This window comes from Enterobacter sp. RIT418, assembly GCF_003057745.1.
Taxonomy (GTDB): Bacteria; Pseudomonadota; Gammaproteobacteria; order Enterobacterales; family Enterobacteriaceae; genus Enterobacter.
The window spans coordinates 107527-120784 of record NZ_QBJD02000010.1 but is presented as its reverse complement, the minus strand read 5'-3'; the positions used below and the strand labels follow the sequence as shown (position 1 = coordinate 120784).

The following is a 13258-nucleotide window of genomic DNA, read 5'->3' as shown; positions in this document are numbered from 1 at the left end:
TCCCCCTCTTCTTTCGCCTGCCCTAAAGGGTTAGCGCAAAATTGATCCCGTCGATATTTTCGGTGTGAATGACTTTTCAAACCTTTCTGTCAGCGTATGATCCGGTTTTCTTTCGGTAACCCCTTCTGAGTTCAGAGGTTTACACATGTCATGGCACCACTTTAAACAGACTTACCTCGTTAAGTTCTGGTCCCCGGTTCCGGCCGTTATCGCCGCCGGTATTCTCTCCACCTATTATTTCGGCATCACCGGCACCTTCTGGGCCGTCACCGGCGAATTTACCCGCTGGGGAGGCCAGCTGCTGCAGCTTGCAGGCGTTCCCGCCGAAGAGTGGGGATACTACAAGCTTATTCATCTGGACGGCACGCCGCTGACCCGCATCGACGGGATGATGATTATCGGCATGTTCGGCGGCTGTTTCGCCGCCGCGCTGTGGGCGAACAACGTCAAAATCCGCATGCCGAAAAGCCGCATTCGCATCATGCAGGCCATTATCGGCGGCATAATTGCCGGGTTCGGCGCGCGTCTGGCGATGGGCTGTAATCTCGCCGCCTTCTTTACCGGAATTCCTCAGTTTTCCCTGCACGCCTGGTTCTTTGCCGTGGCAACGGCCATTGGCTCGTACTTCGGCGCGAAATTTACGCTGCTGCCGCTGTTTCGCATTCCGGTAAAAATGACCAAAGTGAGCGCCGCCTCTCCGCTCACGCAGAAGCCTGCTCAGGCGCGCCGTCGCTTCCGCCTCGGCATGCTGATCTTTTTCGCCATGGTGGCCTGGGCGCTATGCACCGCGCTAAACCAGCCGAAGCTCGGCCTGGCGATGCTCTTCGGCATAGGCTTTGGCCTGCTGATTGAGCGGGCGCAAATCTGCTTTACCTCCGCGTTTCGCGATATGTGGATCACCGGGCGCACGATGATGGCAAAAGCGATCATTGCCGGGATGGCGGTGAGCGCCATTGGCATATTCAGCTACGTACAGCTCGGCGTTGAGCCTAAAATCATGTGGGCGGGCCCCAACGCGGTCATCGGCGGCCTGCTGTTTGGCTTTGGCATTGTGCTGGCCGGTGGTTGCGAAACGGGCTGGATGTACCGCGCCGTAGAAGGCCAGGTGCACTACTGGTGGGTGGGCCTTGGCAACGTGATCGGCTCAACGCTGCTGGCCTACTACTGGGATGATGTGTCACCCGCGCTGGCGACAAGCTGGGACAAGGTCAATCTGCTGAACACCTTTGGCACGCTCGGCGGCCTGATTGTTACCTATGCCCTGCTGCTGGCGGCATTTTTACTCGTTGTTGCGCAGGAAAAACGCTTCTTCCGCCGCTCAACCCCTCGCGCTGAAGCGCAGGAGACTATCGTATGAAAGAGATCGTACCGGACTATCGGCTCGACATGGTCGGCGAGCCTTGTCCTTATCCGGCAGTAGCGACGCTTGAAGCGCTGCCGCAGCTGAAGGAAGGCGAAATTCTGGAGGTGGTAAGCGACTGCCCGCAGTCCATCAATAACATCCCTCTGGACGCCAAAAACCACGGCTACACGGTGCTGGATATTCAGCAGGACGGGCCAACCATTCGCTATCTTATCCAGAAATAAAAAAAACGGGTCGTAATGACCCGTTTATCTTTGCGCATAGGCGCTTAATAGACCTCTTCCGTCGAGTGGCTAACGCTTCGTTTATCATAAACTGAAGGTTTACCGTCAGGGCGCGTTTTAAACCGGCGGTGAAGCCACATATATTGCTCCGGCGCGAGGCGGATCGCCGCCTCAATCGCCTGATTCATACGGTGCGCCACCGTTTCTTTATTTTCGTCATACAGCTGCGGGCCGATATCCTCCATGATAATCAGCTCATATCCCTTTCCGTCCGCGCGACGGCGAGGTACAAACGGTATTACCGCCGGGCGTGCGCTTCTTACCAGCATATAGCTGCCTGCGGTTGTCGCCGTTTCGGGCATATTAAAGAAAGGAACGAAGACGCTATTTTTAGGGCCGTAATCATGGTCAGGTGCGTACCAGACAATTTCATCCTGCTTGAGGGCGCGGATCATTCCCTTCAGGTCGTAGCGGTCGAGCATTGTTTTATTCGAGCGCAGGCGTCCGCGGGTTTGCAGCCAGTCGAATAACGCGTTGTTGTTGGGCCGATAAACCCCGATGCCCGGATTGAGCATGCCGAAGATGCGCGCCCCGAGCTCCAGGGTCAGGAAATGCATGCCGATTAGCAGAACGCCGTTTTGCGCGGCTCGCGCCTTCGCCATGTGTTCATAGCCCGTCACCGTAAACCATTTTCTGACGCGTCGGTCAGGCCAGTACCAGGCGATGCCGGTTTCAATAACGCCCATTCCCACGGACTCAAAATTTTTCTCTAGCAGCGCCTCGCGCTGCTCTGCTGAAAGTTCGCGGAAGCAAAGTTCAATGTTGCGCCTGGCAATAGCAACGCGGCGCGGCAACAGCCTCATGGCTAATTTTCCGAGCGATGAACCCAGCCACACTAATACGGGATAAGGGAGCAAAACCACGCAACGCAGCAAAAATACGCCCAGCCACAGTGGCCAGTAGCGCGGGTGCAGAAATGAGAGTGAGAACGTTGGCAGCCTCGTCATTGAGTTAATTCCCTCCGGTATTATGGGTTGATGGCACGCTCGCTTAAAAAGGGTTATCGCGCAGACAACGATCAATATCGTAATTACTTTATAAGAAACTTCCGTATTGGGTTTGTCTTTTTTTGCCGGATTGGCGGAGGGGAGTTTACTGCAAAAAAAAGCTGGTTACCCGATAACCAGCTTTATATTGACGTGCGGTTTAACCTGTCAGAAACGGTAGCCCGCAGAGAACATAAATACCCACGGATCAAGACGCGTGCTAATACTTTGCTGTTCGCCGCCGGCCTTGAAGCGTACGTCGGTATCGATATCCATATACCAGACGGACATATTCAGCAGCCAGTCGCGGTTAATCAGATAATCCATACCAACCTGACCCGCCACGCCCCAGGAATCTTTAAGACTCAAATCTGAAAGCCCCGCCGCTTTGCCCGTGTCGTTAAATTTCTCGTCAAAGAAGGTGGTGTAGTTCACCCCTGCGCCCACGTAAGGACGCACTTTGCTGTTGGCGTCGCCAAAGTACCATTGCGCCATCAGCGTAGGCGGCAGATGGTGAACCGTGGCGATATCCCCGGTCGGGCCAGTACCGACACGGTGGCGGAACGGCGTTGCGGCCAGAAGCTCAACGCCGATGTTGTCCGTCGCCATATAGGTGAACGTTAATCCCAGCTGCGTGTTGTTGCTGACGTTAAAGCCCCCTAACCCCAGCACGTTATCTGAACCTTCCGTTGGACGCACCGTTGCTGAACCCGCACGGATGAAGAATTCACCCGCTTCGTGCGCGTACGCACCGCCAGAGAGACTGCTAAGAACAAGGGCTGCCACCGCTAATTTTTTCATATCCCGCTCCATCGTTGTGGTTTTATTCGCGGGGTGAATATACTCACAATTAAGTAATAAGTGATCCTACACAGATCACATTAAAACCAGTAACTTAACATTCATTGATCTGAGTTAATTTTTGGTGACTCATTCGAAGCGCAAAAGTTGTCTCTATATCAATTTTTGCAACTCAGTCACCATCAAAATGGGCATAACGAGATGACGAAAACGTGGTGGCGAATGTTTTTCGAGCAGCCCATTACCGGCGCTTTACAAAGATATGCTTTTCCATACAAGCCTTGATGCTGCCACCGGCGCGATATCCGGTGTACAATTGCCGGCTAATTAACACCTGCAATACTCAAGGAGAGTGCATGTCTATCACGGCGCAGTCTGTCTACCGTGACACGGGAAACTTTTTCCGCAATCAGTTCGTTACGTTTTTACTGATCGCATTGTTATGCGCCTTTATCACGGTGGTGCTGGGTCACGCCTTCTCGCCGAGCGACGAACAGATTGCCAGCCTCAGCCAGGGCGATCACCTGACGGGTAGCGCCGGGCTGTTCGAGCTGGTGCAGAATATGACGCCGGAACAGCAGCAGATCCTGCTGCGGGCCTCGGCCGCATCCACCTTTTCAGGCTTGATTGGAAACGCTATTCTGGCCGGCGGCGTGCTGCTGATGATCCAGCTCGTTTCCGCCGGGCACCGCGTGAGCGCCCTGCGGGCGATTGGTGCCAGCGCGCCCGTTCTGCCTAAACTGTTTATCCTCATTTTCTTAACCACGCTGCTGGTACAGATGGGGATCATGCTGGTCGTTATTCCGGGCGTGCTGCTCGCCGTCGTCCTCTCGTTTGCGCCGGTGATGGTTGTCCAGGAAAAAATGGGCATTTTTACCGCCATGCGTACCAGCATTAAGCTGGCGTGGGCGAATATGCGTCTGGTGGCACCTGCCGTGATCGGCTGGCTGTTGGCTAAAACGCTCCTGCTGCTGTTTGCCCCAAATTTTGCCGTGCTGACGCCAAACGTTGGAGCTGTGGTCGCAAATACGCTGAGCAACCTGATTTCAGCTGTACTGCTGGTCTACTTGTTCCGCCTGTATATGTTACTTCGTCAGTAATCCTGATGGCCGGATGCGCTTCTGCCTCTGGCCCCACTCAGAAGATGGAATCGTAGAATGAAGCAGTTTCTTGATTTTTTGCCCCTCGTAGTCTTCTTTGCGTTTTACAAGCTGTACGACATTTATGCCGCGACAACGGCCCTGATCGTCGCCACGGCAATCGTGTTGATTTACAGCTGGGTGCGTTACCGTAAAGTCGAAAAGATGGCGCTGATTACCTTTATCATCGTCGCCGTCTTCGGCGGGCTGACGCTCTTTTTCCATAACGATGAGTTTATCAAATGGAAAGTGACCGTGATTTACGGCCTGTTCGCAATGGCTTTGCTGATCAGCCAGTGGGTAATGAAAAAGCCGCTGATCCAGCGCATGCTGGGTAAAGAGCTTACTCTGCCGCAGGAAGTGTGGTCCCGGCTGAATATCGCCTGGGCGGTATTCTTTATTCTCTGCGGCCTCGCCAATATCTATATTGCGTTCTGGCTGCCGCAGAATATCTGGGTTAACTTTAAGGTCTTCGGCCTGACGGCCCTGACGCTGATCTTTACGCTTCTGAGCGGCGTCTACATCTACCGACACATGCCGCAGGACGATAAGCACTGATAATATTCACCGCAGCGTGCTCCCAGTGCGCTGCGGTCTATTCTCTCCGGTTGAAAATCATAGTAGCATCCCGCCTGAAGTCTTTCTTTACGAGTTAAATCAATGACAATAAATAACGCCCCTCAGGGCGAACTGGTTTTACGCACGCTGGCAATGCCCGCTGATACTAATGCCAACGGCGATATTTTTGGCGGCTGGCTGATGTCGCAAATGGATATGGGCGGCGCGATCCTGGCAAAAGAGATTGCCCACGGGCGCGTGGTTACCGTGAGGGTGGACGGCATGACGTTTCTGCGCCCCGTTGCCGTCGGGGATGTCGTTTGCTGCTACGCGCGCTGCCTGAAGCGCGGCAATACCTCAATTTCTATCAATATTGAGGTGTGGGTGAAAAAAGTCTCTTCTGAGCCCATCGGTCAACGCTATAAGGCGACCGAAGCGCTCTTTATCTACGTTGCGGTAGATAGCGATGGCAAGCCCCGCGCGCTGCCCCAGGCCTGAATAAAAAAGCCTCCGCATGGAGGCTTTTCTGTTTATTCCATCTGTGCTCCGCCGTTCATGCGGAACACGATATTCACCACCAGCCCTCGTCCCGGCTTGCCTGGCTCGTATCGCCACTTGCGCATTGCCGCTTTCACGTCGCGTTCGAACATGTTCGACGGCTGCGCGGAAACAATCTCGACGTTGTCCACGCGCCCCTCTGACGTGACGTCAAACTTCACGCGGACGCGCCCTTCAATGCGCAGCGCCTGGGCGCGCGCAGGATACTGCGGCTGGTTACGGCTCAACGCGCGCGGGCCAGCCGGCGCTGAGATGACGGGTTTCGACGTGGCTGGCGTATTGTTCATCAACGGTCGAGACGGCGCGGTGCTTTCGGTCGTCTGCGTGGCGCGAGGCTCAACCGGGCGCTCTTCGCGTTTCGGACGCTCCTCCACCTTTTTCACCGGTTTAGGCTTCGGCTTAGGTTTAGGCTTGGGTTCCGGCTTGTGGATCACCACCGGCGCTTCCTTTGGAGGCTCGGGAATCGGTTCGGGCTCAGGCTCCGGCTCGGCTACCGGCTGCGGTGGCGGCGGAGCGACCTGCGGCGGCTCAAGGTCCGACGGCGCAACCATGGTCACCGAAATCGGCTGCGAGGGCGCTGGCATTTCAATAACCTGATGAACCGAAGTATAGAGCAGACCCGCCACCACGGCACCGTGAATAACGACGGAAAGCAGCGTCGGCCAGGGAAAGCGGCGAGGTAAATCAAGGGTCATCGAAGTCATCATCATCAACGTTAAAAAAACCGAACTCTGATTTTAAATGCAAATAGCAATCATATTCAATAAGACACTTTGTCCGGGCGCAATTTAAGCGTGAAAGCGGCCAAAAAAGCTGCATTCAGATCAGGGTTTTAACATTGATTTTATCTTTACATTGCAGACGAAGGTGCTTTCACATAACGTAATTGCCACTTTTACTGGTTAAGGAGTTTCTCCGTGCTTTATGTCATTTACGCTGAGGATACAGCTGATTCCCTGGAAAAACGTCTCTCCGTGCGCCCTGCGCACCTGGCGCGCCTGCAGCTGCTGCAGGATGAGGGCAGATTGCTCACCGCAGGCCCAATGCCTGCCGTTGACAGCAACGACCCCGGCGCAGCGGGTTTCTCGGGCTCAACGGTGATTGCGGAGTTTGAATCACTGGAAGCGGCAAACGCCTGGGCAGAAGCCGACCCGTACGTGGCCGCGGGGGTTTATCAGAAGGTCACGGTAAAACCCTATAAGAAAGTGTTTTGATGAAAAAGGCTCCCTCAGGAGCCTTTTTTCAGTGCAGCGACGCCAGGCGCGCCGCGAATCCTACGAATAGCAGACCTATCAGCCCGTTACCCAGCTTAGCCAGTTTCTTTTTGGTTTTAAGGTAGCGGGTCACGAAAGCGCCGGAGAAAATCAGGAAGCTCATGTACATAAAGCTGATCAGCTCAAGCGTGGTGGCGAGGATCAGGAACGAGGTTCCCGTGTTTGCTGCGTTCACGTCGATGAACTGCACGAAGAAAGAGACGTAGAACAGGATCGCTTTCGGGTTGGTCAGGCTGAGCACCAGCGAACGTTTCATGATCATGCTTGCCGGTTCTGCGCCGCTCTCATGCGCGGCATTCTGACGGGTCACTACCGACCAGAGCATTTTCCCGCCCAGCCACAGCAGATAAAACGCGCCGAGATAGCGCACGATGTTAAACAACACCGGCGTCGTCTGAATCAGCGCCGCCACGCCGGCCCACGCCAGAAACATCAGCACCGCATCGCCAATAAATACGCCCGTCGCGGCCAAATACCCTTTTTTGACGCCGTGGCCAATCCCTGTTTTCAGTACAAACAAGGTGTTTGGTCCTGGAACCAGCACGATGAAAAATGCGCCGACAACATACGTCCAGAAATTCAATACACCAAACTCCGCAAACACTGCCCTCTCCTTTTGAAAAAACAAAGGGAATATCGCAATAGCGGCAATATTCCCAAAACGGTATTGCTATTGTACGCCGTTATAGCCGTCAAGATAAGTCGCCGCCAGCGCGTTACCAAATAAAATCGCGTCTTTCTCTTCCATCCGCGTCGACCAGGTGTCGTTCGCGTTGCCCGTATAGGCATGGTCGGTATTCGCCTCTTTCTTTAGCTGGTCGCGGATGCTTTGCGCATATTCACCGGCTTCTGCCGCCGTGCGCCCGGCCGCGCGGTCTGATTTTCCGCGTGCATACAGCTCACGGAACTGGGGGACGTTTAAACGATAGTTTTGCCCAACGCTAGACGTATAATTTCCGCCAATAAAGCTGGATTTATGCGATACAAAATAATACGCATGTCTTTCCGGTGACGTTTTGCTACTGGTACATCCGCTTAATAAGGCGATCCCTAGCAGAGCGACTCTCCATTTTCCCTTCATTGCCATTCCCTCGAACGTTAGCCATTGTTTCTAAAAATAAGAGACAGTATATCGCGGGTATTAAGAGGGAGAGACTGCGAAATTTAATAGCCCTGAAAAACGATGGGCACCTTATCGGTGCCCTCATGGTGCTCAGATATCCTGGGAGATGAACAGCAACGCGTTGCGGTGTCGGTTCAATCCACATTTTCTGATGGCGTGAATACGCATATTGCGGCGGGATTGTGCTTCCAGCCAGCGGGCCTTGCGACGACTGACCTGTCGCAACATGCGCCAGCGCCCTACTTCTGTTCTACTGCGCTTCATGTTTACAACTCATCCTCTAACGGAAACGCCATTATAAACCCAACCCTGCGGCAAACCAGCGCTTTTATCTGCCGTTTTTATTTGCCAGATGAATCCTTATGCGTACACTCTTAACAATACGCTTTCAAAAGGATTTTTTACCTATGACAACCTTCTACACCGTGGTGAGTTGGCTGGTCATTCTGGGATACTGGCTATTAATCGCGGGGGTGACGCTGCGCATCCTGATGAAGCGCCGAGCCGTCCCTTCCGCCATGGCCTGGCTATTGATCATCTATATTCTGCCGCTGGTCGGCATCATCGCCTATCTCTCTTTCGGTGAGCTTCATCTCGGCAAACGTCGCGCCGAGCGCGCCCGCGCCATGTGGCCCTCGACGGCAAAATGGCTTAACGATCTGAAAGCCTGCAAGCACATCTTCGCAGAAGAAAATAGCAGCGTGGCGTCTTCGTTGTTCAAGCTCTGCGAGCGCCGACAGGGCATTGCCGGCGTGAAGGGAAACCAGCTGCAGCTGATGACCACTTCCGACGACGTTATGCAGGCGCTGATCCGCGATATCCAGCTGGCGCGGCACAACATCGAGATGGTCTTCTATATCTGGCAGCCGGGCGGTATGGCCGACCAGGTGGCCGAATCCCTGATGGCCGCCGCCCGCCGCGGCATCCACTGCCGCCTGATGCTGGACTCCGCCGGAAGCGTCGCGTTTTTCCGCAGCCCCTGGGCGGGGATGATGCGCAACGCGGGCATTGAGGTGGTTGAGGCGCTGAAGGTGAATTTGTTCCGCGTGTTCCTGCGCCGCATGGACCTTCGCCAGCACCGTAAAATGGTCCTGATCGATAACTACATTGCCTACACGGGCAGCATGAACATGGTCGATCCACGCTTCTTTAAGCAGGACTCCGGCGTTGGGCAATGGATTGACCTGATGGCCCGCATGGAGGGCCCGGTCGCGACCGCTATGGGCGTGGTTTACTCCTGCGACTGGGAGATTGAAACCGGCAAGCGAATCCTGCCTCCGCCGCCGGACGGCAATATCATGCCGTTTGAAGAGGCCAGCGGGCACACTATCCACACCATCGCCTCCGGCCCGGGCTTCCCGGAAGACCTGATTCACCAGGCGCTGCTGACCGCAACCTATGCGGCGCGTGAATATCTCATCATGACCACCCCTTATTTTGTGCCGAGCGATGACCTGCTTCATGCCATTTGTACCGCCGCCCAGCGCGGCGTAGACGTGAGCATCATTATGCCGCGTAAAAATGATTCGCTGCTGGTGGGCTGGGCAAGCCGGGCCTTCTTCAGCGAGCTGCTGGCCGCGGGCGTGAAGATCTACCAGTTTGAAGGCGGGCTGCTGCACACCAAGAGCGTGCTGGTGGACGGAGAGCTGAGCCTGGTGGGGACGGTCAACCTGGATATGCGCAGCCTGTGGCTCAATTTTGAGATTACGCTGGTGATCGACGACGCCGGATTTGGCGGTGATTTAGCCGCCGTTCAGGACGACTATATCTCCCGATCTCGCCTGCTCGATGCCCGCCTGTGGGTTAAACGTCCGCTGTGGCAGCGAATTGCCGAACGACTGTTTTACTTCTTTAGCCCGTTGCTGTAAAACGTGCCCAACGATGTTAAACAGGGTGTCATCATGGAAATGGATCTGAACAATCGCCTGACCGAGGACGAAACGCTCGAGCAGGCTTACGACATTTTTCTCGAACTGGCGGTTGATAACCTCGATCCCGCGGACGTGATTCTCTTTAACCTGCAGTTTGAAGAACGCGGCGGCGCCGAGCTGTTCGATCCTGCCGAAGACTGGGCCGAGCACGTCGACTTCGACCTCAACCCGGACTTCTTCGCGGAGGTGGTTATCGGCCTGGCCGATGAGGACGGCGGCGAAATTAACGACATCTTCGCCCGCGTGCTGCTGTGCCGCGAGAAAGACCACAAGCTGTGCCATATTCTCTGGCGCGAATAATAAAAAAGGCTGCTGACGCAGCCTTTTTTATTTATTCAGGAAGTTCGTTTCCGCAGCGGTTGCAAAACCGCGCGTCGTGCTCGTGATTGCCCTGCTCGCACTTAGGGCATTTTCGCTGCTGCTTGCGGCTCTGAAACGCGCTGCTCATGTGCGTGGTAATTAACCCGGTCGGGATGGCAATCACCGAATAGCCGATCAGAATTAGCACCGATGCCACAATCCGGCCAAGCGGCGTGTGCGGCGTAATATCCCCATAGCCCACCGTTGTAACGGTAACAATCGCCCAATAGACGGACGCGTTAAGGGTGGTAAAACCGTATTTAGGCCCCTCGATTAAATACATCAGCGAGCCGAATACAATCATCACGATGGCGATGAAAGCATAAAAGAGAATCAGCTGGTGACGCGCGCTCTTTATCGCCACCCAAAATACCCGCAGCGATGGCATAAAGCGCAGCAGCTTCAGGATGCGTAATACGCGAATAACGCGCATTGCCCGCCATGCAAAAACATAGCTCAGGCTAATCTCCGGCCACAGCCACATGACGTACAGCGGCAGAATAGTGGCGAGATCGATAAATCCCCAAAAGCTAAACACATACTTTTTTGGATCGGGCCAGCAAATCACCCGCAGAACGTATTCCGCCGTAAATACCAGGGTGACGATCAGCTCCAGCCAGACAAATATGTGCCATTCGTCAAATGTCAGGTGATATTGCGTCCCGGCACCGGACTCCACGAAAATGATCGCTACGCTCAGCAGCGCAAACAGCCCACATAGCCCCTCGAAGCGGCGGCCCGAGACGGTTTCAGGATCAAATAATAAATGATAAAGCCGTCGGCGAACCGACGTGAATAATCGCGACACAGTGACCTCGCAAATAATAAGGGCTGACGTCATGTCAGCCCTTGCGATTATAACGGGTCTACTTTAAGGCAGGAAACCGCATGTCGGAAACTGCCCTCCAGTACCGGTCGCGTTTGCGCGCATTCCGGCCCGGCCATCGGGCAGCGCGTGCGGAATACGCATCCCGAAGGTGGGTTGATGGGTGACGGCAATTCCCCTTCCAGAAGCTGGATCGTTTTATTCTTCTCCAGGTCCGGGTCCGGAATGGGCACCGCAGACATCAGCGCCTTCGTGTAGGGGTGCAGCGGATTGTGGTACACCTCGTCGTAGGTGCCCAGCTCCACCGCATGTCCCAGATACATCACCAGAACGCGGTCCGAAATGTGCTTAACCACGGCCAGATCGTGGGCAATAAATATTAACGACAGCCCCATTTCACGCTGGAGCTTTTGCAGCAGGTTGACCACCTGCGCCTGAATCGACACGTCAAGCGCGGAAACCGGCTCATCGCAGATAATCAGCTTAGGCTCCAGGATCAGCGCGCGGGCAATGCCGATACGCTGGCACTGGCCGCCGGAGAACTCGTGCGGGTAGCGGTTGATCAGGTTAGGCAGTAGCCCGACCTTCATCATCATCGCTTTCACGCGGTCGCGCACTTCCTGGCGGGACATCTTCGGATGGTAGGTCCGCAGCGGCTCGGCGATGATCTCGCCGATAGTCATGCGCGGGTTAAGCGACGCCAGAGGATCCTGGAAAATCATCTGGATGTCGCTGCGCACGGCGCGCCACTCGTCCGGCTTCATGCCCAGCAGATCTTTACCCAGCCACGCCACGCGGCCGTCGGTGGCTTTCACCAGGCCGATTATCGCGCGCGCAAACGTTGATTTACCGCAGCCCGATTCGCCCACTACGCCCAGCGTTTCCCCTTCGTACAGGCGCAGCGTCACGCCATCGACCGCCTTCAGGGTTTTCGATGGCTGCCAGAACCACTGTTTGCCGTCTTTAATATCAAAATGCACTTTGAGATCGGCAATTTCGAGCAGTACGTTTCTTTTTTCATCAACCGCGTTCATACCAGCTCCTCCTGCGGCTTAAAGCAGGCGCGCAGGCGGCCTGGTGCAAATGGCTCCAGCGGCGGTGCGCTGTTGCAAATTTCCATCGCGTGCGGGCAGCGCGGCTGGAACGGACAGCCTTTCGGCAGACGCAGCAGGTTTGGCGGATTGCCCGGAATGGTCAGCAGCGAGTCCCCTTCGGCATCAAGGCGTGGGACGGCATTCAGCAGGCCAATTGAATACGGGTGCGCGGGCTGGTAGAACACATCGCGCGCGTTGCCGTACTCCATGGTGCGCCCTGCGTACATCACCAGCACTTTGTCACAGATCCCGGCGACAACGCCCAGGTCATGGGTGATCATGATAATGGCGGTGTTGAACTCGTGCTTAAGCTCGTTAAGCAGGGTCATGATCTGCGCCTGAACGGTCACGTCCAGCGCGGTAGTAGGTTCGTCCGCAATCAGCAGCTTTGGCCGGCACAGAAGCGCCATCGCAATCATTACGCGCTGGCGCATGCCCCCGGAAAACTCGTGCGGAAACATACGCATGCGCTTGCGCGCTTCGGGCATTTTCACCGCATCCAGCATTCTGACTGACTCTTCGAAGGCCTCGGCTTTGCCCATCCCTTTGTGGAGCATCAGCACTTCCATCAGCTGCTCGCCGACGCGCATGTAGGGGTTCAGGGACGTCATCGGGTCCTGGAAAATCATCGAGATTTGCTCGGCGCGAAGCTTGTTCAGCTCATGCTCCGGCAGGTTAAGGATCTCCCTACCGTTGAAGGTGGCCGAACCGCCGATGCGCCCGTTTTGCGCCAGCAGCCCCATGAGCGCAAAGGCCGTTTGCGATTTTCCGGAGCCTGACTCCCCTACGATCCCCAGCGTTTCACCCGCGCGCAGGTTGAAGTTGAGATCGTTAACCGCCGTGACGTCGCCGTCTGGCGTGGCGAAGGTGACGCGGAGGTCTTTAACATCCAGCAAAACGTTGTTCTGCTGCTGCGCCCGTGGCGCTGGTGCCGTTTCTATAATCGTCATGACGGCGCTCC

At 55.3% G+C, this 13258-nt stretch carries 17 protein-coding genes and 1 pseudogene; 9 read left to right on the top strand and 9 right to left on the bottom strand.

All coding sequences use genetic code 11. From position 1 onward, the window contains the following. The first annotated feature begins 145 nt into the window (after positions 1-145). A complete protein-coding gene (yedE, locus tag DBY73_RS13740) occupies positions 146-1357 on the top strand; it encodes a selenium metabolism membrane protein YedE/FdhT (protein WP_112011663.1) in 1212 nt (403 codons plus the stop codon). Continuing rightward, positions 1354-1587: a sulfurtransferase-like selenium metabolism protein YedF gene (gene yedF / locus DBY73_RS13735; RefSeq protein WP_112011662.1), complete on the top strand. Its 234-nt coding sequence runs from the start codon at positions 1354-1356 to the stop codon at positions 1585-1587. The genes yedE and yedF overlap by 4 nt, the downstream gene beginning before the upstream one ends. 44 nt (positions 1588-1631) lie before the next feature. Here yedF and DBY73_RS13730 read toward each other — a convergent pair whose 3' ends face one another. Then, on the bottom strand, positions 1632-2594 hold the full coding sequence (locus DBY73_RS13730) for a Kdo(2)-lipid IV(A) acyltransferase (RefSeq protein ID WP_112011661.1): 963 nt from the start codon (positions 2592-2594) through the stop codon (positions 1632-1634). A 207-nt stretch (positions 2595-2801) separates the two neighbouring features. Then, a complete protein-coding gene (gene ompW, locus DBY73_RS13725) occupies positions 2802-3434 on the bottom strand; it encodes an outer membrane protein OmpW (protein WP_112011660.1) in 633 nt (210 codons plus the stop codon). A gap of 241 nt (positions 3435-3675) precedes the next feature. Between ompW and DBY73_RS13720 the strand changes: the two are divergent. From DBY73_RS13720 to yciA, 4 genes and pseudogenes are all read left to right on the top strand, one after another. Beyond that, a pseudogene (locus DBY73_RS13720) lies at positions 3676-3765 on the top strand (YkgJ family cysteine cluster protein); the annotation flags it as partial. Between the two features lie 25 nt (positions 3766-3790). Beyond that, entirely contained in the window at positions 3791-4534 is a 744-nt protein-coding gene (locus DBY73_RS13715) for a YciC family protein (RefSeq protein WP_112011659.1), read from the top strand. A 57-nt stretch (positions 4535-4591) separates the two neighbouring features. Next, complete coding sequence (locus DBY73_RS13710; RefSeq protein WP_112011658.1) at positions 4592-5131, top strand: septation protein A; 540 nt, start codon at positions 4592-4594, stop codon at positions 5129-5131. Positions 5132-5233: 102 nt separating this feature from the next. After that, entirely contained in the window at positions 5234-5629 is a 396-nt protein-coding gene (yciA, locus tag DBY73_RS13705) for an acyl-CoA thioester hydrolase YciA (RefSeq protein WP_112011657.1), read from the top strand. A 32-nt stretch (positions 5630-5661) separates the two neighbouring features. Here yciA and tonB read toward each other — a convergent pair whose 3' ends face one another. Further along, complete coding sequence (gene tonB, locus DBY73_RS13700; RefSeq protein WP_112011656.1) at positions 5662-6384, bottom strand: TonB system transport protein TonB; 723 nt, start codon at positions 6382-6384, stop codon at positions 5662-5664. Between the two features lie 222 nt (positions 6385-6606). On the opposite strand from tonB, the gene DBY73_RS13695 reads away from it, so the two are divergent. Beyond that, entirely contained in the window at positions 6607-6903 is a 297-nt protein-coding gene (locus tag DBY73_RS13695) for a YciI family protein (RefSeq protein WP_112011655.1), read from the top strand. A gap of 28 nt (positions 6904-6931) precedes the next feature. On the opposite strand, the gene leuE is transcribed toward DBY73_RS13695, so the two are convergent. The 3 genes from leuE to DBY73_RS22115 all read right to left on the bottom strand — a co-directional run bounded on the left by leuE (position 6932) and on the right by DBY73_RS22115 (position 8350). Continuing rightward, a complete protein-coding gene (gene leuE / locus DBY73_RS13690) occupies positions 6932-7567 on the bottom strand; it encodes a leucine efflux protein LeuE (protein WP_112011654.1) in 636 nt (211 codons plus the stop codon). A gap of 66 nt (positions 7568-7633) precedes the next feature. Next, a complete protein-coding gene (locus DBY73_RS13685; RefSeq protein WP_112011653.1) occupies positions 7634-8044 on the bottom strand; it encodes an Exc2 family lipoprotein in 411 nt (136 codons plus the stop codon). A 132-nt stretch (positions 8045-8176) separates the two neighbouring features. Further along, on the bottom strand, positions 8177-8350 hold the full coding sequence (locus DBY73_RS22115) for a YciY family protein (RefSeq protein ID WP_146745774.1): 174 nt from the start codon (positions 8348-8350) through the stop codon (positions 8177-8179). 143 nt (positions 8351-8493) lie between these two features. On the opposite strand from DBY73_RS22115, the gene cls reads away from it, so the two are divergent. Both cls and DBY73_RS13675 read left to right on the top strand, forming a co-directional pair. Beyond that, the gene (gene cls, locus DBY73_RS13680; protein WP_112011652.1) at positions 8494-9954 is read left to right on the top strand and encodes a cardiolipin synthase; all 1461 of its coding nucleotides are present in this window, start codon (positions 8494-8496) and stop codon (positions 9952-9954) included. Between the two features lie 33 nt (positions 9955-9987). Next, entirely contained in the window at positions 9988-10317 is a 330-nt protein-coding gene (locus DBY73_RS13675) for an HI1450 family dsDNA-mimic protein (RefSeq protein WP_003856748.1), read from the top strand. A 31-nt stretch (positions 10318-10348) separates the two neighbouring features. On the opposite strand, the gene DBY73_RS13670 is transcribed toward DBY73_RS13675, so the two are convergent. From DBY73_RS13670 to DBY73_RS13660, 3 genes are read right to left on the bottom strand one after another with little or no spacing between them, the layout of a single operon-like run. Continuing rightward, complete coding sequence (locus tag DBY73_RS13670) at positions 10349-11218, bottom strand: ion transporter (protein ID WP_181573237.1); 870 nt, start codon at positions 11216-11218, stop codon at positions 10349-10351. A gap of 14 nt (positions 11219-11232) precedes the next feature. Further along, on the bottom strand, positions 11233-12237 hold the full coding sequence (gene oppF, locus DBY73_RS13665) for a murein tripeptide/oligopeptide ABC transporter ATP-binding protein OppF (protein WP_112011651.1): 1005 nt from the start codon (positions 12235-12237) through the stop codon (positions 11233-11235). Continuing rightward, positions 12234-13247 carry an ABC transporter ATP-binding protein gene (locus DBY73_RS13660; RefSeq protein WP_112011650.1) on the bottom strand — a complete coding sequence of 338 codons (1014 nt, stop codon included), beginning with the start codon at positions 13245-13247 and terminating at the stop codon, positions 12234-12236. The genes oppF and DBY73_RS13660 overlap by 4 nt, the downstream gene beginning before the upstream one ends. Positions 13248-13258 lie beyond the last annotated feature (11 nt).

Coding starts and splice junctions, on each gene's coding strand:
- yedE (WP_112011663.1), top strand. CDS start 146: ATGTCATGGCACCACTTTAAACAGACTTACCTCGTTAAGTTCTGGTCC.
- yedF (WP_112011662.1), top strand. CDS start 1,354: ATGAAAGAGATCGTACCGGACTATCGGCTCGACATGGTCGGCGAGCCT.
- DBY73_RS13730 (WP_112011661.1), bottom strand. CDS start 2,594: ATGACGAGGCTGCCAACGTTCTCACTCTCATTTCTGCACCCGCGCTAC.
- ompW (WP_112011660.1), bottom strand. CDS start 3,434: ATGAAAAAATTAGCGGTGGCAGCCCTTGTTCTTAGCAGTCTCTCTGGC.
- DBY73_RS13715 (WP_112011659.1), top strand. CDS start 3,791: ATGTCTATCACGGCGCAGTCTGTCTACCGTGACACGGGAAACTTTTTC.
- DBY73_RS13710 (WP_112011658.1), top strand. CDS start 4,592: ATGAAGCAGTTTCTTGATTTTTTGCCCCTCGTAGTCTTCTTTGCGTTT.
- yciA (WP_112011657.1), top strand. CDS start 5,234: ATGACAATAAATAACGCCCCTCAGGGCGAACTGGTTTTACGCACGCTG.
- tonB (WP_112011656.1), bottom strand. CDS start 6,384: ATGACCCTTGATTTACCTCGCCGCTTTCCCTGGCCGACGCTGCTTTCC.
- DBY73_RS13685 (WP_112011653.1), bottom strand. CDS start 8,044: ATGAAGGGAAAATGGAGAGTCGCTCTGCTAGGGATCGCCTTATTAAGC.
- DBY73_RS22115 (WP_146745774.1), bottom strand. CDS start 8,350: ATGAAGCGCAGTAGAACAGAAGTAGGGCGCTGGCGCATGTTGCGACAG.
- cls (WP_112011652.1), top strand. CDS start 8,494: ATGACAACCTTCTACACCGTGGTGAGTTGGCTGGTCATTCTGGGATAC.
- DBY73_RS13675 (WP_003856748.1), top strand. CDS start 9,988: ATGGAAATGGATCTGAACAATCGCCTGACCGAGGACGAAACGCTCGAG.
- DBY73_RS13670 (WP_181573237.1), bottom strand. CDS start 11,218: ATGACGTCAGCCCTTATTATTTGCGAGGTCACTGTGTCGCGATTATTC.
- oppF (WP_112011651.1), bottom strand. CDS start 12,237: ATGAACGCGGTTGATGAAAAAAGAAACGTACTGCTCGAAATTGCCGAT.
- DBY73_RS13660 (WP_112011650.1), bottom strand. CDS start 13,247: ATGACGATTATAGAAACGGCACCAGCGCCACGGGCGCAGCAGCAGAAC.